The 17,786-nt window shown below is 42.9% G+C and carries 12 protein-coding genes; 6 read left to right on the forward strand and 6 right to left on the reverse strand.

All coding sequences use genetic code 11. From position 1 onward, the window contains the following. Positions 1–70: 70 nt before the first annotated feature. Positions 71–619 (reverse strand): RNA polymerase sigma factor, encoded by a 549-nt coding sequence (locus QTN47_RS03100; protein WP_369327852.1) that lies wholly within the window; start codon positions 617–619, stop codon positions 71–73. 228 nt (positions 620–847) lie between these two features. Here QTN47_RS03100 and QTN47_RS03105 point away from each other — a divergent pair, with 228 nt between their 5' ends. Both QTN47_RS03105 and QTN47_RS03110 read left to right on the forward strand, forming a co-directional pair. Beyond that, positions 848–2,920 (forward strand): acylase, encoded by a 2,073-nt coding sequence (locus QTN47_RS03105; protein WP_369327853.1) that lies wholly within the window; start codon positions 848–850, stop codon positions 2,918–2,920. Between the two features lie 185 nt (positions 2,921–3,105). Then, entirely contained in the window at positions 3,106–3,828 is a 723-nt protein-coding gene (locus tag QTN47_RS03110) for a glycoside hydrolase family 75 protein (RefSeq protein WP_369327854.1), read from the forward strand. On the opposite strand, the gene QTN47_RS03115 is transcribed toward QTN47_RS03110, so the two are convergent. From QTN47_RS03115 to QTN47_RS03130, 4 genes are all read right to left on the reverse strand, one after another. Then, positions 3,809–4,306 carry a hypothetical protein gene (locus QTN47_RS03115; RefSeq protein WP_369327855.1) on the reverse strand — a complete coding sequence of 166 codons (498 nt, stop codon included), beginning with the start codon at positions 4,304–4,306 and terminating at the stop codon, positions 3,809–3,811. The two genes, QTN47_RS03110 and QTN47_RS03115, sit on opposite strands and share 20 nt — an antisense overlap. Positions 4,307–4,814: 508 nt before the next feature. Further along, positions 4,815–5,480 (reverse strand): HupE/UreJ family protein, encoded by a 666-nt coding sequence (locus QTN47_RS03120; RefSeq protein ID WP_369327856.1) that lies wholly within the window; start codon positions 5,478–5,480, stop codon positions 4,815–4,817. A 113-nt stretch (positions 5,481–5,593) separates the two neighbouring features. Next, entirely contained in the window at positions 5,594–6,853 is a 1,260-nt protein-coding gene (locus tag QTN47_RS03125; RefSeq protein WP_369327857.1) for a tetratricopeptide repeat protein, read from the reverse strand. 87 nt (positions 6,854–6,940) lie between these two features. Beyond that, positions 6,941–9,037, reverse strand: coding sequence for a DUF4331 family protein (locus QTN47_RS03130; protein WP_369327858.1), 2,097 nt, complete (start codon positions 9,035–9,037; stop codon positions 6,941–6,943). A gap of 296 nt (positions 9,038–9,333) precedes the next feature. Here QTN47_RS03130 and QTN47_RS03135 point away from each other — a divergent pair, with 296 nt between their 5' ends. From QTN47_RS03135 to QTN47_RS03145, 3 genes are all read left to right on the forward strand, one after another. Continuing rightward, on the forward strand, positions 9,334–10,434 hold the full coding sequence (locus QTN47_RS03135) for a Gfo/Idh/MocA family protein (protein ID WP_369327859.1): 1,101 nt from the start codon (positions 9,334–9,336) through the stop codon (positions 10,432–10,434). Positions 10,435–10,586: 152 nt separating this feature from the next. Beyond that, complete coding sequence (locus QTN47_RS03140) at positions 10,587–10,922, forward strand: hypothetical protein (RefSeq protein WP_369327860.1); 336 nt, start codon at positions 10,587–10,589, stop codon at positions 10,920–10,922. Positions 10,923–11,053: 131 nt separating this feature from the next. Beyond that, positions 11,054–12,295: a DEAD/DEAH box helicase gene (locus tag QTN47_RS03145; RefSeq protein ID WP_369327861.1), complete on the forward strand. Its 1,242-nt coding sequence runs from the start codon at positions 11,054–11,056 to the stop codon at positions 12,293–12,295. A 227-nt stretch (positions 12,296–12,522) separates the two neighbouring features. Here the strand turns inward: QTN47_RS03145 and QTN47_RS03150 are convergent, their stop codons facing one another. Continuing rightward, positions 12,523–16,350: a discoidin domain-containing protein gene (locus QTN47_RS03150; RefSeq protein WP_369327862.1), complete on the reverse strand. Its 3,828-nt coding sequence runs from the start codon at positions 16,348–16,350 to the stop codon at positions 12,523–12,525. A gap of 332 nt (positions 16,351–16,682) precedes the next feature. Here QTN47_RS03150 and QTN47_RS03155 point away from each other — a divergent pair, with 332 nt between their 5' ends. Continuing rightward, complete coding sequence (locus QTN47_RS03155) at positions 16,683–17,783, forward strand: alkaline phosphatase family protein (protein ID WP_369327864.1); 1,101 nt, start codon at positions 16,683–16,685, stop codon at positions 17,781–17,783. The last annotated feature ends 3 nt before the right edge of the window (positions 17,784–17,786 follow it).

Raw genomic sequence — 17,786 nt, forward strand, 5'->3', positions numbered from 1 at the left:
CAATGATCCCCGAAAACCGCAAAGCACAATATTTATTGATTGACGAACAAAGCCACCAGGAGAAGAAGCATCAAAAGAATAAGATCTTGAAATATTTCCTCAAAATGTTTAGAGAGGTATAAACCTGGTTATAAACCGTGCGTGGTGTTGTTTTGGTTATTGCGGCAATTTCATCGTAAGATTTGTCTTCAAAAAATTTCATTTCTATTATTTCAAGTTGCCGGGGAGAAAGTTTGCTTATGGCTCGTTTTACTTTGTCCTTGTTTTCTTCATCAGTTTGTGCCTGGATAAGTAATTGCTCGTACGAAAGTTGAAAGTGCGATCTTTCACTTTCTTCTGAATGACCTGTAGTGGTTTGCTGTTGCCTGATCTGTTTGTTGATGCTGTTTCTCAGGCAGGTTTTAAGATAAGCCGGGATTTGCTGAATGTGAAGATCATGTCGTCTGTTCCATAGCTCAAGAAATGTTTCGTGAATGCAATCCTTGGTAACATTAATATCCCGGCTCAGTTTCAATCCATACCGGAAAAGCATGGCATAATTTTCCCTGTACATTTCCGTAAATGCATCAAGGTTGTCATGTTGAATGGATGTCCACTGGCTGCTGGTCTCTTTGTTCATTGTTAGTTCACATGGTTGCACTCAGTTTGCTTAAGCATAAAGCAGTATGGCAATAGCACCGGTCTGATGTATGTAGCAAGTTAAAAAGAAAGTAGAAGAATATACTTCCTTTCCCACAATTTTTCTTAAAAAAACGCAAGAGTTGCTTATCTTATAAGAATTGAAAACACCGGGAAATATTATGGAAAATCCGGCGCTTACAATCTCATTAAGTTTAAAAGTTTCAGCATGCGCAAAACCATTCAACTAACGTTGGCTTGCATGATTCTATTGCTCCAGCTAAGCCAGGCTCAAAACAACAGTCAGTCATTACAGATAAAAAATAAAATATTATGGGACACATATGGGGTACCACATGTGTATGCCGGCTCCGTTGCCGGAATGTATTATGGTTTTGGCTGGTCGCAAATGCATAGCCATGCCAGCCTTTTGTTGCAATTATACGGCGAGGCAAGGGGTAAGGCGGCTGAATATTGGGGCGAACGATATCTTATGCTCGATAAAAAGATTCTTTCTTTTGATGTTCCTTCTATTGCAGATAAGATGTACACCAAACAAAATGCTTTTTACAAAACTTATCTTGATGCTTTTGCAAAGGGTATTAATGATTATGCCGCAGCACATCCTGAAGATATTGATACTGTTTACAGACAGGTACTTCCGGTTAAGCCGCAGGATGTGCTGGCGCATGGTGTGCGTGTTTGCTACCTTGAATTTTTAGCGCCCAACGATATTGGTGACGTTTCCCATATGATTATGGCAGGTTCAAATGCCTATGCGGTTGCTCCCTCCAGGTCTGCTAACGGTCATGCCTTGTTGTTGGCAAATCCGCACCTGCCCTGGGAAGATCTGTTTATTTTTTATGAAGCGCATTTAAAGGCGCCGGGATTTAATGCTTACGGTGCAACGCTTATTGGTTTTCCAATGCTGGCAATTGCTTTTAATGAACATCTTGGCTGGACACACACTGTAAATACGATTGATGGTTCGGATAAATATGAGCTTACGTTAAAAGATGACGGTTATTTGCTGGATGGGAAAAAAGAAATGTTCAGCGATAAACCTATAATGATCCGTGTTAAAAAAGATGATGGTGGTTTTCGTGAAGAATCATTTATTATAAGGAGTTCCAAACACGGCTCGGTATTGGGAACGAAGAATGGGAAAGCTTATGCTGTGCGAATTGCAGGAATTGATCATCCAGATATTTTCTATGAATGGCACCGCATGGCAGCAGCTACCAGCCGGAAAGATTTTGAATCGGCATTGCGGATGATGCAACTGCCTATGTTTAATGTGGTATATGCGGATGATAAAGGCAATATAGCCTACAATTTTGCGGGCAATGTTCCGGTGAGAGATACGGGAGACTGGAGGCTCTGGCACAGCAATATTGATGGGACCAGATCAAAATTTATTTGGAACGCCTTCCACTCTTATGAGCAATTACCCCGGTTGGTAAATCCGGCAACGGGATTTTTACAAAATGCAAATGATCCGCCGTGGACATGCACTTACCCCACTGTGTTAAAACCCGACAACTATCCGGCCTATATGTCGCCACTGGAGATGGACCTTCGCCCACAGCGGGCTGTGAATATGATCAAAGACCAAAAGGCCATCACTTTGCAGCAGTTGATCGATGACAAATTCAATACAGGAATGGAAGCTGCAGACAGGCTGGTTCCGCTATTGATTGAGGCTGCAGGAAAGTATGGCGATTCTCTTGCACAAAAAGCAGCTGAAGTGTTAAAGCAATGGGACAGAAAAACAGATAGCAGCAGTTCCGGTGCTTTGCTGTTCATGCGTTGGGCCGAACGGAATGGCAGAGATCCGTTTGCTGAACCGTGGAATTTTAAACATCCGGTGGAAACACCATCAGGCCTGAAGGATCCACAACAGGCTGTTGCAGCCTTAGACTCCGCGGCAAGAGACCTTATCAGGTTTGTTGGTCGTATGGACATTCCTTATGGCCAGGTGTTCCGGCTGCGGTCCGAGCATTTTGATTACGCCGGGAATGGTGGGCCCGGTACCTTTGGTATTTTCCGCACACTGCATTATAAGCCCGACAAGGACGGCCGATTCAAAGCAATTGCCGGCGACAGCTACATTGCCGCCGTTGAATTTGGCAGCCAGGTAAAAGCGAAAGTGTTGCTTAATTATAGCAATTCATCCCAGAAGGGCAGTAAACATTCTGAAGATCAGTTAAAGCTGGTATCGCAAAAGCAACTTCGGGATGCATGGTTTACTGATGAAGAAATTAGTCAACACACAGAAGCCGAAGAAGTGTTGAAGTTTTGAGAAAAGATACGTTCTGTGGGTAATAAGAAAAGTTACACTGAGTTGCACGGAGGAGACACAGAGTTGCACAGAGTTTTTGTTAAAAAAATAACTCACTAATAAAAATCCATTGATTAGCCCTTCTTCTCTTGCGAATGTTAAATAAAATTCCAATCTTGTTGGCAACAACCTAAATCAATTAAAATATGGCTAAATCCGTAAACACGGGCGGTATAGTGCCCGGCGTTACCCTGCTAAAACGCATTGGCTACTCCAATATCAATACACTTGAAAATAACAACAGCGCTTTCTTCTATGAAGCAGGCATGATGATAGACGCTGACGGAGCCTATCATGCTTATCACCCCGATAATAAATCAGGACTGGATTATTTAGGTAATGCGGGTGTTCCCGGTAACTGGTGGGCGTTGGTGACCAATAATGGAAAACCGTCGGGTACCCCCGTTGTTCAAAAAAGCACAGATCCTGCTCCGGGATTTTATATCTCCACCACCTCGTTGCAGGACGCATCAAAAAATGCAACCGATGCAAGCCGTTATGTTGATTCTGAGTCAATCAACTTTATTGTATTGCCAGGTGGTTTAGGGTTGTCGCAAAAGCTGGGCGACTTTGCAATTGTAATTAATCCTGCAACAGGCGCATACGAATATGCGGTTTATGCGGATGGTGGTCCGGCAAATAAAATAGGTGAAGCTTCCATAGCGCTGGCAAAAGCTTTGGGTGTTCCATTCAGTCCCAAGAATGGAGGTGTGGCCAGTGGTATAGTGTACATTGTTTTTCCCAACAGTAAAGCTGGCTGGCCGTTAACACAGGTAGACATAGATCACCATGCTTCTGCTTTGTTCAGTGGGTGGGGAGGTATAGATCAGGCAAAAAAAGTATTTCCGTTTATGAACTGGGGAGTGTGAAGATTTGAGATTTGAAATTTGAGATTTGAACTTCCAGGTCGTTGCGCCGCCGCTTCTTTGCGTTCTCCGCGTGAAATAATGAAATGCCATGTCTTGCGCCGTTGCCTCTTTGCGCGCTTTGCGTGAAACCCAATTCGGGTAGGCTTCGTTTGCAGTCGTTCTTAATCAAACAGTATTTGATTTGAATTTCGAGGTCGCTGCGTCGCCGCTTCTTTGCGTTCGCCGCGTGAAACAATGAAATGCCATGTCTTGCGCCGTTGCCTCTTTGCGCGCTTTGCGTGAAACCCAATTCGGGTAGGCTTTGTTTGCAGTCGTTCTTAATCGAATAGTATTTGATTTGCACTTCCAGGTCGCTGCGTCGCCGCTTCTTTGCGTTCGCCGCGTGAAACAATGAAATGTAATGTCTTTGCGCCGTTGCTTCTTTGCGCGCTTTGCGTGAAACCCAATTCGGCCAGGCTTCGTTTGCAGTCGTTCTCAATTAAGCAGTATTTGATTTGCACTTCCAGGTCGTTGCGCCGCCGCTTCTTTGCGTTCGCCGCGTGAAACAATAAAATGCCATGTCTTTGTGCCGTTGCCTCTTTTCGCGCTTTGCGTGAGACCCAATTCGGGTAGGCTTCGTTTGCAGTCGTTCTTAATCAAATAATATTTGATTTGCACTTCCAGGTCGTTGCGCCGCCGCTTCTTTGCGTTCGCCGCGTGAAACAATAAAATGTAATGTCTTTGCGCCGTTGCTTCTTTGCGCGCTTTGCGTGAAGCCCTCCCGCGGAAAAAAACAATACCTGCCTGAAGCAGCCTTCTGCATTTTTTGTATCTTTATTGCTCACCAAAAAAAAGGAGGTATTCATGAAATCTACAGATCAATCATGGAAGCCTTCGGTTATTATCGCGTAACCGGGCGAATACCATAGAAATAATCTGCCGGCAGGATTTGCCGGGAAGCCGCTGGAAACAGTGGCTTTTTTATGGATACTATCGTTGATATAGCTCTATAAAACCATTATGCGCTCAACCGTCCAATAGGCGGCGATCATCGCGATAATTACTGAAAGCGGGTAAACAATTCTTTTCCTGTAAAAATATTTTTTCCCAAAAGGCAGGATGATCAGTCCGAAAACAAGTAGTATTACGATGATCTGCCCTGCTTCCACCCCAAGGTTAAATGATAGTACTGAAGTAAAAAATTGATTGCGCGGCAACCCTACACCGTTAAGTGCGCTCGCAAACCCCATCCCGTGTATTAATCCAAACATAAATACGACAAGTATGCGCCAGGCCTTTAATTCATTCAATACAATATTTTCTATCGCCACAAAAACAATGGATAAAGAAATGACAGGTTCTACAACAGCTCCCGGCGCCACCAGTATATTCTTCATGCTCAGTGCAAGGGTAACGGAGTGCGCCACTGTGAAAGCTGTTGCCTGCCAAAAGATGGTCCTGATCTTGTTGCTGAGCAGGCAAAGGCTGATAATAAACAAAATGTGATCAAATCCTTCCGGAATAATATGTGTAACGCCCATTCTGAAATAATAACCAATCACCTCATGTGCCGGCGCTTTCTCCATTGCATAGTTTATAATGGTGTGGCCCCACACTGCACTGGCAATACAGACGGCGATCAGGAGGAGTACTATGTGTTTGGTTCCAGGCATCAGGTATCAGGTATCAGGTGTAAGGTATTAGGTTTGAGGCATCAGCTGCGATGACACATTCGCACATTTGCACATTTGCACATTCGCACATTTCCATTGTCAACTTTCAATTTTCAATTATTCCTTGCCAGTTCCGACTTCGATTGTATCAACTGCGCCCTGTGTAACAGTGTCGGATTTTTACTGTTGGTCTTTAACGCCGTTTTTAAATAGGGCAAAGCCTTGTCGTATTCTCCTCTGTTATAATAAACCCATGCAACAGCCTCATTAACATCTATGTTGTCGGGGCGCCTGTTGTATTCCAGCAATGCATGCTCCAGCGCCTTGTTATAGTCATGTATGTTCAGGTAAGCGTATGCAAGTTCGCGATCAACATAGTGTCCAATGTTTTCATCGGTATTGCCGCTTAATGCTTCTTTGTTCATTTCATTAATAATACTGTTTTCAAGTGTAGCAGCTTTGTCCGGCTGGCTGGCGAGACGGTATGCGTCGCTAAGTCCTTCCTGTATTGAAAAATCGGTAACCTGTGTATTCGCGTCTGTGTAATACTTAATGGCTGTTTTATAATCTTTCTGCGCTACAGCAAGACGGGCAAATCCGGCGAGCGCGTAAGCATACCCCGGTCTTTCATTGAGTGCTATGGTGTACTGCATTTTTGCATTTTGAAGGTCACCGGTATTTTCATATAAATGCCCCAGTTGTATTCTGGCCCATTCAGTAGTTTCATCACCCGGAGGGCCTGCATCTACCGCAAGTTTCATTGCTTCAATGGCTCCGGCATAGTCGCCGTATATTTCCCGCAAATAAGATACACGTGAATAAGAACGGAGATCCGGTCTGAGGTCAATCATTCTTTCAGCGCTGCTTACGGCGGAATCATAATAACCCATTTCAACATTGCCGTCAACGATCAAGCCGTACACATACGAACTGTATGGATTTTTGATAAGTATTTTTTTTGCTGTTTGTAATCCTTCTGCAAAATGATGCTGAGAAAGATAGATTACGGATTCCGTTACAGACGCTTCAAAATTGTCGGGCTCCAGTTTAAGAGCGTCTTTTGCATATTTCAAAGCAGCTTTGTCATAGTAGGCATAGTTTCCTGTTATTCTTCCTTCCTGAATGTATAGCTGTGCCAGGGATATCAATGATTTTTTGTCGTTGGCGTCGGCGGCAATGCTTCTTAATAATGCGGCTGCCTTTAATCTTGTGTTCTTCCACTCTTCTGTTGTTGCTGCAACCCCCTTTCTTGGAAGCAATACATAAACTGAACTGTTCTCCTTATAGAGGTTTTTTTTGTATTTAATCAATACAACAGCAAGTATACTAACACATGCCAACGATGCAATTATATATAAGGTAGCTTTTTTCATCATTCAATTTTTATGGCTGCAAATCTTTTCAGATCACAAAAGAAAAATAAGCCCGGCAAAGCCGGACTTATTTTAGCACACAAGCCACTATTCCTTTAGTATGCGTACGCTTTGTTTCAGGCTCCCGTTTATAATAGCACTAACATAATAAACGCCTTTTGCTATTTTACTGCTATTCCAGTCGATTGAGTAAGTTCCGGCATCCTGCTGTTTATTTACCAGCACATTTAATTGTTTGCCTGTTGCGTCATAAACTGCAATCATAACTTTTGAAGGAACTGCAACATGGTATTTAACAGTGTTTGTACTGATTGCAGGATTAGGGTACGCTGTAAGAAATACTTCCGGAGACGTAAGTGCCAGTTTGTCCATCGGCTGGTTAATGTCCGCTACAGGGACATCGTTTTCCTGTCTTGACCGGTTCATGTTGGAAGCCTCATCACAGGTGCAATGACTTGTTCCGGCCCATGGAAGTTGTTCGTAAGGAAAATGCCTTTTAAACGTTGTGTCATTTTCGTTTACGCCTGTGCTGTACGTAAGAACATTTATCAAGTCCTGAGTAACCGGACTCTTACTGGGCACAAAATCATCATACCATAATCCCAGGGCGGCAAGAACCATACCGCTAACGGCTTGTAATTCTATGCGGGTAACATCGTCTTCCAGTCTTCTTCCGTTGGGAAATCCATCCATGTTAGGAATCCACTGAATGTTTTTTGTTTTGTTGTAAGCAGTGTCAGTAAGACCAAGAACTGCAGCCTGTATCAAGCCAAGAGAACTAAATTTAGGGTCATCTCTCTTGGTCGGGTTAACGGCCATATTTAAGCGCAGCATGTCTCCTCCATTAGGTAAAAAATTGCTGACGAAAGGTTTGCCGGGTGCAAGTGGATTTCCGGCCTTACCGGTTGCCAGTTGATAAGGAGGAAGATTAGGGACGCCTGTATTGAAGATTGGCCATAAGTCAACAGATCTTGGGGACTTTGGTGCTGGTAACAACAATTTCCCAAAAGCATCTTCGGCAAGGGCAGTACCATTAAGTGCTGATGATCCCTTCAAGCTAAACAAACCGTCCTGCTGATTGCCAAAGCCGAATGCGCCCAGTGAATTGCGTTGAATGCGAAGTTGCTTCAAAGCGGGTATAGCGCCGCCGAAAAAAGTATCATCCATGTACAAGGCCAGCTCGGGATTATAAAAGTATTTGCCGAAAATGTTGAGGTATGTCAGATCCTGGTAAGGAGTTAATGAGTTCCAGAAATCTTTCCATCCGATAGGAATCACGGCTTCGTTGGTTAACGGCATACCCAGTCTGGAAACCTGTACCCATTTACCGGAATGCGTTTCTGTACCATCTCCGTTTAATACACGCATGCTTCTTCTGCTGGCTGATGCCCATACACCAATTACATAATCCGGGTCGAGAATGTTCTTCGCCTTTCTTAATCCAACATGATTTTTTTGTAAAGTTTCAATGTCAATTTGTAATGCAATGGTTGATACGTTTTTACATTTTAATGCGTCAGAAGAAGGGAGCGTATTCCGTGTAGTACGCGGCGCATCTCCCAGGTCAAAAATGCCTCCGAGATCAACAAAGAAGGGATCATCAACGGGGCCGGCAAATACCTGTTCTCCGGTGGTTGCCGTAGTAATAGCTGAAGCATATAACGTTCCATAGTCATGCGCATTTAAACCTACCGGTGAACTTATGGATCTTGGACCAATATTGTACGGCGGAACAACGCCATCCTGTACAATGGTTTGAAAGCTGGAGCCGCCATTCATGCTTCTTTCAAGTGTGTAAGTAGTTTTGAGATTTTGTTTCCCTAACCTGATGTTGAAGAATGTTGTTGGATCTTCGTTTGCTTTTTTGAATGTAAAGCGATACACAATGTCATCACCGGGTGTACTTACATTGTTGTCAACGTGGATTTCATAACGGATGTTTTCTCCAAACTGATAGTAATTGGGCCCGCCATTGGGTAATTGTCCCGGATAATAATTGGCGATGATCGTTATTTTATCCTGTTTGTCAACACTTCTAAAAACGTAAAGGTCAGTGTTATCAGCCTGCGGATCATTGGCTATCAATGGTGCTTCCCTGTGGCTGGAAGACATTAGGAATGCAGCAATACCCGCAAGGCAGCCTACGGCCCACAGCCGTTTGCCTGCATTTAAATGTTTTTTCATAAACATGTTTTTTACGGAATACAGAAAATGAAGTAGCAGTAAATGAGAAGGGGTCGAATTCTGTTTTACGTCATTTAAAGTTTCGTAAAAATCTACGAGAAACGCAATGGCATAGATTTCAAAAGGCAAAAAAGATTTCCGCATCTTTTCCGGATTTTTATAAGGCGGTGTTCGAATCCCGCGCCCGCCATTCATTTACTAATCCAAAAATTAGCATATCTGCACATTGTGCATTCGCACATTCGCATATTTGGATACTTCTTTTGAGTAAATTGTACCTCATTAAACTTAGACATATGTTTTCTGTGAAAAGGGTTTATGCTTCAGGCATCAGGTCTGCACTGCTTCTTACAGCTTTTTTGTTCATGGTGAATTGCCTGAATGCTCAACAATTGCTGAGAGTTGCGGTAGCTGGCCTTACGCATGATCATGTACATAACATAATGAATCAGTATAAAAGAAAGGAAGTGGTCATTCTTGGTATCGCGGAGTCTGATCCGCAGTTAGTAGCACGTTATAAAAAAAGCTATCAGCTGCCTGATTCTCTTTTCTACACAAATCTTGATGACTTATTGCGTCATGTAAAACCAGATGCAGTACTGGCCTATAATGCCATTTCCGAACATTTAGCTGTGATTGAAGCCTGTGCACCTAAAGGCATCTCCGTTATGGTAGAGAAGCCATTGACCACCACAGTTAAAGATGCAGAACGGGTTGCGGAACTTGCAAAAAAATACAATATACATGTGCTGACTAACTATGAAACCACATGGTATAACAGCAATCAGCAGATTAAAGATATTGTTGCACAGCAGTCAATAGGGGATATCCGGAAAATGATCGTTCACTCTGGCCACCAGGGGCCAAAAGAGATCGGATGCAGCAAAGACTTTCTGCAATGGCTTACTGATCCTGTAAAGAATGGAGGCGGAGCCATTCGGGATTTTGGTTGCTATGGCGCTAACCTTATGACATGGCTTATGAATGGAAAAGCACCCATCGCAGTTACTGCCGTAACACATCGCATTAAACCAAACGTTTATCCAAAGGTGGATGATGATGCAACTATTTTACTTGAATACGCAGATGCAACCGGAATAGTCGAAGCTTCATGGAACTGGCCATTTGGAATAAAAGATATGGAAGTGTTTGGGGTAACAGGGTATTTGCATGCATTGAACGGCAACACACTCCAGCAGAGAATGAAAGATAAATATGAAGACCTGCCGGTAAAGCAAGCTGCCTATAAGGATAACCTGCCTTATCTTGCCGATGTGCTCAGTGGAAAGATCAAGCCAGGCAATGATCTTTCTTCGCTCGAAAACAATATTATTGTCGTTCGCATTTTAGAAGCTGCAAGCAAATCTGCCAGGGAAGGGAAAAGGATTGTTCTCTAGGTATCATTAATGACATAACGTTGCCAGATTTATGTACATGAATCTGGCAACGTTATTTATTTATAATTGGTTGAGAATACAAAACTTAACATAGAATCGTTGGCTGAATATTAAATTTATATTACCTTTTCGTTAAGCAAACACAATAATTTATGTCTAAAGCAATCAGCACGGTTAAAGCTGCAGTTCCTACAAAAAAAGAAGCCCGCAAACTAATCTCCGAAAAAATTGAACAAGCACTGCCCGAATTGAAAACTGCTCTTGGTGATAAAAAATTTCAACATCGCTTAAAGAAAGCCGTTAAAATATTGAGTGAGGATTTTACAGCAGTATCCGCATCCGCATCGGCGCCAAAAGTAAACGAAACTCCTTCTTCAGCCGAGCCAGCTAAACAAAATGTGCCTGTAAAAAAAGCAGCCAACGCAAAACCTGTGCCCAGCGCCAAAGCTAAAAGCGTTAAGCCCAAGGCGGCAAAGGCGGCGAAATAGGATATAAATGGGCGAATGTGCGTATGTGCAAATGATTTCCATAAGTGAATTTAATGGGGTTGGAACTGGCGGTGAATAGCTGACAGCTTATAGCTTATCTTTGCCGCGGCATTGAAAATTAATGATGACGCATGAAATTTGAGCAGTATAACATTTCCCCGGAAATAAAAAGAAGTCTTTCAGAATTAGGTTTTAAAAGGCCTACAGATATTCAGTTTAAAGCAATTCCCTCCATTTTAAAAGGTGATGATGTGCTTGCAGTTGCTCAGACAGGAACCGGGAAAACTGCCGCTTTTGCTATTCCTGTCCTGGATATTCTTCAACAGCAAAAAAAACGCTTTAAAGCAGACAAACACGTCAGATGCCTTGTAATGGTGCCGACACGTGAGCTCGCGATACAGATTTCAGACGTGTTTAAGCAGGTTGGTAAACATACAAAAGTGAGCATTCTTGGGTTGTATGGTGGGGTTGAGCAGGAACCTCAAATCAAAAAGCTTGAAAAAGGCGTTGATGTTTTGATAGCTACTCCGGGAAGAATGTTTGACCTGGTTAATCAAAAACACCTGGATCTAAGCGGGGTTGATATCCTGATTTTGGATGAAGCAGATCATATGCTTGATCTTGGCTTTATAAAAGACATCCGCGATGTGATCAGGTTTCTTCCTAAAAATCACCAGACCTTATTTTTTTCTGCTACGATAGATAAAACGATCAAAGATCTCGCCTATTCGGTGTTGAATACGCGTAATCCCATACGCATCCAGATCTCCCCGCAGGATCCTGTTTCAAAAAATGTAACACATTCGGTTGCGTTCGTTGAAATGGATGACAAGCGTTTTTTTCTTGAGCGACTGATAAAAGAATATCCGGAAAATAAAATATTGGTATTCGTTCGTACGAAAGTGCGTGCGGAACGCGTGTTTAATGCTATGCAGCGTGTTGGTATTCAAACCCTAACAATGCACGGCGGAAAGGAGCAGGATGACAGGCTTACAGTAATGGATAAATTTAAAGATGGCAATGTAAAAGTATTGATTACAACAGACGTTAATGCAAGGGGAATAGATATTCCCAACGTTGAATATGTTGTGAACTACGATTTGCCGGACGAGCCTGAAAACTATGTTCACCGTGTGGGACGCACCGGTCGTGGCGTTCAGAAGGGAAGAGCAGTATCTTTTTGCAGCCCTGAGGAAAAACCTGTGCTTGACAAGATCCAAAAATACCTGGGCAAGGAAATCACTGAAATGAAAATTGATAAGGCTGATTACCGCGAAACGCTTGCCTTTACGGAAGATACGCCTAACGACAACTGGCGTTTGCTTTTGGAGCAGGAGGAGAAAAGTAAGTTGAAGAAGAGGAAGAAGAAGTAGTTTTAAGCTTAAAGCCTAAAGCCTAAAGCTTAGAACTGGTTGTAAGTTATACGTTATACGTTTATTGAAGCGAAGGATGGAATTTTGGCCTCAAAATTCAAAACGCCGAAGTAGTTGTAAGTTTTAAGTCAATAAAAAAGTCCAAAGTTTATTGCCCTTGCTTTAAACTTTGGACTTTCTGTTTTTTCGGTTTTAGGCTTTACCCCTTACACCTCATGCCTCACACCTTACTCCTTTATAAATATCTCTGTCTTAAATCCTGTCTTGCTCTTGACTGAAACTGCATATGATCCGGATGGCAATTGCAGGTTGCTGAATTTCTTGTGATAGTGGCCGCTGAAATTACTTAAGCTTTCCGTATAGTAAGTACGGCCATCGGCAATGCCAACAATTCTTAATGTCATATCCTGTTTGTCGGCAACACTAAAATCAACAGTAATAATGTTGCTGGTTGGATTAGGATATACTTTCAAAGCTGTTGGCGCTGCGACATCCGCTGTTGCGTTATTGACGGCTCTTGCTGAATCGGTTGCCGCTATACGGGCACTGGTTTTATTGATGATGATCTTTGATTTGTCGAACACCGCGGTTGTCTGTTTTGTGCTGTTATGACTATTCACTGCAAACCCAACATAAACACTTTTTCCATTCAAGCCCATTCCAGGCAAGTAGATTGGCCTTATAAGAAGTGACCATGTAACACTGTCCGGTGAAATATAAGCACTGTAAGTATCTCCTTTTTTAACTATGCGCAGATAATAAGGCGCTTTTATGCCACTCACATATTTAACGGATGTGGATGCGCCGTTTTCGGCCCTGTATTGATAAAATGCACCCATTCCGCTGGTGACTCCTATAAAAAAGTTTCTTGACTCCGGTGCAAGAGATTCTCTGAACATAAGGCCGGCCTCGTTACCTGCATTGACTTTGTCCTGGGATGCAACTCTTGTATCAATTTGGCCGTCGCCGGCAAATGGCCTGTAAACGTAGCGGAAGTTGTCGGCAAATTTAATGGCATCGTCTCCTGAGCCTGTTACTTTGTAGCTGTCTTTAGACTTGATGAAGCATACTGATCCAGCCTGAGCAACATTGCCAATATCCAGCGTGTTTATACCATACATTAAAGGAGAGCAGGTAGTATCAACCGGTGGCATTATAATAGTATCTTTTGGCACCAGGCTGAACTCATTAAATATAACTGTTGACGTTTTTGAATTGTTGTGGCTGGTTACTGCCAGGCCTGCATAGATCGGATAATCACCGCCGCCAAAGTTGGGTATTTTAATTGATCCAAGCTGTGTCCAGTTTATACTGTCCTTTGAAATATATGCTGTGTAGGTTGTATTTTCTTTTGCAAGGGCCAGGTAGCATGGTGCCTTAAAGCCCGGTATAAGAGCGTTTGTGCTGGTAGCTCTTGTAACATATCTGTACTGGAACGTAACACCGCTGCCACTTGTAATGCCAACAAACGCAAAGCGTGAGGTTGCATCCAGTGATTCCCTGAACATAATGCCTGCTTTATTCAAAAGATCTGCATCATCCTGGCTGGTTACTTTTACAACCAACCTGGTGCTTCCGCTGACCGTTTTGTATGCATACCTGAATGCGTCACCGTTATTTCCTATATCGACACCCGATCCTTTAATAGTAAATGATGTTTTAGGCGCGTCGTAACAGGCTTGTCCGCCTATCGCAATATCGCCAATATCATTTGTGTAGAACCTGGTTGGTAAAAGTCCGCAATCTGTGCATGTCAGTGTATTGAAGCTGGCTTCTTCCGAGTAGCTGCTTACGCCGGTTTTGGCACAGCTTGATTGAACCCTGTAGCTGTAGTAGTTGCCACATGTTAATCCGGTGATCACCAACGAATCACTTTTGGTTGTGAAGGTTTGCCATTTGGAGCTGGACTGCGGTTTAATCTGCACATAGTAAGAAGGTGAGTTGGTATAGTTCCACCGGATGGTAGCTCCCGTGGCAGTGATATGGTTCACCGTTACCCCGTTTGGCGTAATGCATCCCTGTATAGGGTTCCCGAATACTTTCATTTCAAGAACAGAATATCCGCCGGCAGTAGCTTTTGCTGTGCAATACAAGCGGACATACCGGCCAAGTGTCAATGCATCAAAACTATTATTTTGCGTGTTGTTGTTGGTAACAGTTGCAATGGATTTCCATGAAGCGGCATCATTAGATACCTGCACCTGGAAGTCTTTAGCGTAACTGGCGTTCCAGTTAATGGTTACATTACATATCGAATCAATCTCTCCCAGATCTACATAAAGCCACTCTGGCGTACTATTGTTTGCACTGGCCCATCTTGTTGTATTATTTCCATCAAAAGCCAGCCCGGGTAATAAGGTTGTGTTTTCATTTGAGGATGAATAAGCCGGCTTAGCAAGTGCCACGTTTGTACTGGAGTTGCACACGGGCTTTTGTGGAGTAGTATCAATAATGCCATACACGTTAAGTTGATTGCTGAAAGTAGCAAGGTAAACTTTTCCGTTAGCAATAGTGGGAGAGGAGAATTTAGCATAAAAACCAACCCCATCGCGATTAGCGTTTTGATTGGAATTCCAGAGCTCATTTGTTACATCATTGGCGTCAAATGCACGCAGAATGCCCGGTCTTAAAGATTGGTTGGCGTCGCCGTTAGCCGAATAGCTTGTCCATACTATGCCGCTTCCGTCTTTTGAGTTGTTGGACGATGTGCTTATCATAGCGCCATTTGCCCCGACAGGGCCTTGCGGACTGGCGGAGACAACATTGTCAACATCCAGCGTATTGCTTGTTCTATCGAAAGGATAAGCTTTAAGCTGCGAGTTTTCGCTCCACACATAAACAAATTCGTTTGTGCTGCTTTTGTAGTAAGATGGCTGGCACCTCATTGTAGCGTTATTTCCTAAAATGATCGTCTGCGCCACATTGTTATAAGTGCTGTTAAAACCACCGAGATTATCAGTGTTTAGTACATATAGATTACCGTCTTTACAGCCGGTAACATATCTTTTGGCCCCGGGAATAAGAAAGGCTGCCATACTACCGTAATCAAGGTCGGCCATTTCAAGTGTTATGAAGTTTTTTGGTGTAAAAAAGCTTGTTACAGCCAGCGTGTTGTTGGTTGGTTTGAGCTTGATGGCACTTTCTCCTCTATTTGAAAGGTCATTCACATCTTTGTTGGTACCAACAGCGCCGTTACCCGTAACCAGGTACATAAATCCTGCTTCATCTATTGCAGGTCCGCCGCCGCTCTGCCAAAGACCGGCTTCATAACCATTTGCGGTTGCGTTATATACATATTTTAAAGCAAGCGTTTGGGCATCATATCCCAATACCCATCCATGATAGGGCTGCCAGTCGCAATGCGAAGAAAAGGTAACATACACAATACCGTTATGTAATGTAAGCGCCTGTCGCTGGTTGTTTTTCTGAGGGTCAAAACTAATCACACCATTTACATTTCCAGATCCGACGCCATTTGAAGTAGCTATTATTTCAAGCGGACTATTTGCTCTTTCGTTGCCCGTTGTTACATCAAGCGCATGAAAATATTGCGTATAGGTTCCGGTGGTACCGGTAGTGGTTCTCGTTACAAAATAAATTGTTTTGGAAACGGAATCTATTACAGGCGTACCCAGGATGCCCATGTTGCCGAAAACATCTTTGTAGTTTCCGCCACAGGCGCCTGTCATGTCTGTGTTGCGTGGAGGTCTTTGTCCTGCAGGTGTAAAATTCTTGTTCCAGTAAAGAGTGCCATTGTCAGCGTCGGCTGCATAAACGCTGTTGTTGGTTGTAGCAAGAAATACAACATTGTGTTTGCCATTGGCAATGTTCAGATTTGAAAGCACCAACGGCTGAGCATACAACTGGTCGTCAACCTGTACTTTAAAAATCTTCCCGAATTGTTTTACGTTAACATTGCCTGGGTTTAAAACAGTTTCGTTGTTGTTCCAGCCTGTCCGGGCGAGGTCATTGTGCTGGGTTACAACTGAAACCTGGCCGCTAGCTATAATGAACGGCACAACTGACATAAGCAGAAAACTGATTTTCCTTACCATAAATGCGTTTTTGGTATTAGTTCATGGGCTGTAAAAAGTATGTGAGGTACCGGTTTTTCAGGAGATGGAGAAAATAGTCAATCAAGGAATATTAGTAATTACGGGGCGTTTAAAACGCAATTCGAATATAAAAAAAAGTTTGAAAATTTTAATCGTCTGCAGCCGGTAAAATTAGCATAAAGGCAGCCGGGGATTACTATGCCTCCTGTGTTTTTAAAAAATCACTCGTCCCTTTTTTGTTTAGAATGATTAAACACAGTCAAACGATTGCGTGTATTAACAGGCCATTTTCTTAATAATATTGTCCTTATTCACTTATGAAATCTTGCACAATGAAACTACGGTACTTGCTACTATTAGGTTTTCAGGTAATGTTTGCCAGAGTAGCCTTTACTCAGAAGGGTACAGCTTCCCAATCCCAAAATCTTGTGGTCATTACATTTGATGGCGTTAGATGGCACGAGATATTTAAAGGCGCCGATTTGTCTTTGTTGAAGGATAAAAAATTTAATTCATCGGACTCCTTGTTAAGAATTGAAAAATACTGGTCGGACGAACCTGGTGAGCGCAGAAGTAAACTAATGCCTTTTTTGTGGAACTATATCGTAAAGAATGGTCAGTTATATGGAAACCGCGATGCCGGCAATTTCGTCAATGTAAAAAATCCATATTGGTTTTCTTACCCGGGAAGAAGTGAAAGCTTTTGTGGCTATGTGGATACAGCTGTTAATTCTAACGATTTTCCGGATAACCCAAACACCAATGTGTTTGAATTTATCAACCAGCAACCATTATACAAAGGCAAGGTAGCCGGTTTTGCCAGTTGGAATGTTGTAGCGCATGCACTCAACAGAAACCGCAGCGGTATGTATGTAAATGTGGCGTATGAAGAAATAAAGGGGGATAAACTAACTCCGCTTGAACAGTTTGCAAATGAAACGCAGCGCTACGAACCAACAATATTCGGCGCTTCTGAACGTGTGGATGCTTCAACTTTTATGCTGACGAAAGCTTATATACAGGCAAAGCATCCGAAAGTGATCTATATTGATCTGGGTGATACTGATGAATATGCTCATGAAGGTCATTACGACAAATATCTTGATGCAATACACAACTGCGATGCAATGATCAGCAGTCTGTGGAACTACATGCAAGGCGATGCCTTTTATAAGAACAATACAAGTTTTGTGGTAGTTCCAGATCATGGAAGGGGTGAAGGTGATAAATGGACCGATCACGGCTCAAAAACACCACATTCTAATGATACATGGATATTGACTTTCGGTGCCGGTATTAAGCACTCAGGTGAAATAAAAGCCAAAGGTCAACTATACAATGAACAGTTTGCTCAAACCATCGCCGGATTATTAGGACTCAGGTTTAACGCCACGCACCCTGTTGCTCCGGCCATTGATGGTATTATAAAATAAGAC

The organism is Danxiaibacter flavus, from assembly GCF_041060425.1.
GTDB lineage: Bacteria > Bacteroidota > Bacteroidia > Chitinophagales > Chitinophagaceae > Danxiaibacter > Danxiaibacter flavus.

What these genes read in the sequence shown, in the direction of transcription:
- QTN47_RS03100 (WP_369327852.1), bottom strand. Translation starts at nt 619, where the DNA reads ATGAACAAAGAGACCAGCAGCCAGTGGACATCCATTCAACATGACAAC.
- QTN47_RS03105 (WP_369327853.1), top strand. Translation starts at nt 848, where the DNA reads ATGCGCAAAACCATTCAACTAACGTTGGCTTGCATGATTCTATTGCTC.
- QTN47_RS03110 (WP_369327854.1), top strand. Translation starts at nt 3,106, where the DNA reads ATGGCTAAATCCGTAAACACGGGCGGTATAGTGCCCGGCGTTACCCTG.
- QTN47_RS03120 (WP_369327856.1), bottom strand. Translation starts at nt 5,480, where the DNA reads ATGCCTGGAACCAAACACATAGTACTCCTCCTGATCGCCGTCTGTATT.
- QTN47_RS03125 (WP_369327857.1), bottom strand. Translation starts at nt 6,853, where the DNA reads ATGAAAAAAGCTACCTTATATATAATTGCATCGTTGGCATGTGTTAGT.
- QTN47_RS03130 (WP_369327858.1), bottom strand. Translation starts at nt 9,037, where the DNA reads ATGAAAAAACATTTAAATGCAGGCAAACGGCTGTGGGCCGTAGGCTGC.
- QTN47_RS03135 (WP_369327859.1), top strand. Translation starts at nt 9,334, where the DNA reads ATGTTTTCTGTGAAAAGGGTTTATGCTTCAGGCATCAGGTCTGCACTG.
- QTN47_RS03140 (WP_369327860.1), top strand. Translation starts at nt 10,587, where the DNA reads ATGTCTAAAGCAATCAGCACGGTTAAAGCTGCAGTTCCTACAAAAAAA.
- QTN47_RS03145 (WP_369327861.1), top strand. Translation starts at nt 11,054, where the DNA reads ATGAAATTTGAGCAGTATAACATTTCCCCGGAAATAAAAAGAAGTCTT.
- QTN47_RS03150 (WP_369327862.1), bottom strand. Translation starts at nt 16,350, where the DNA reads ATGGTAAGGAAAATCAGTTTTCTGCTTATGTCAGTTGTGCCGTTCATT.
- QTN47_RS03155 (WP_369327864.1), top strand. Translation starts at nt 16,683, where the DNA reads ATGAAACTACGGTACTTGCTACTATTAGGTTTTCAGGTAATGTTTGCC.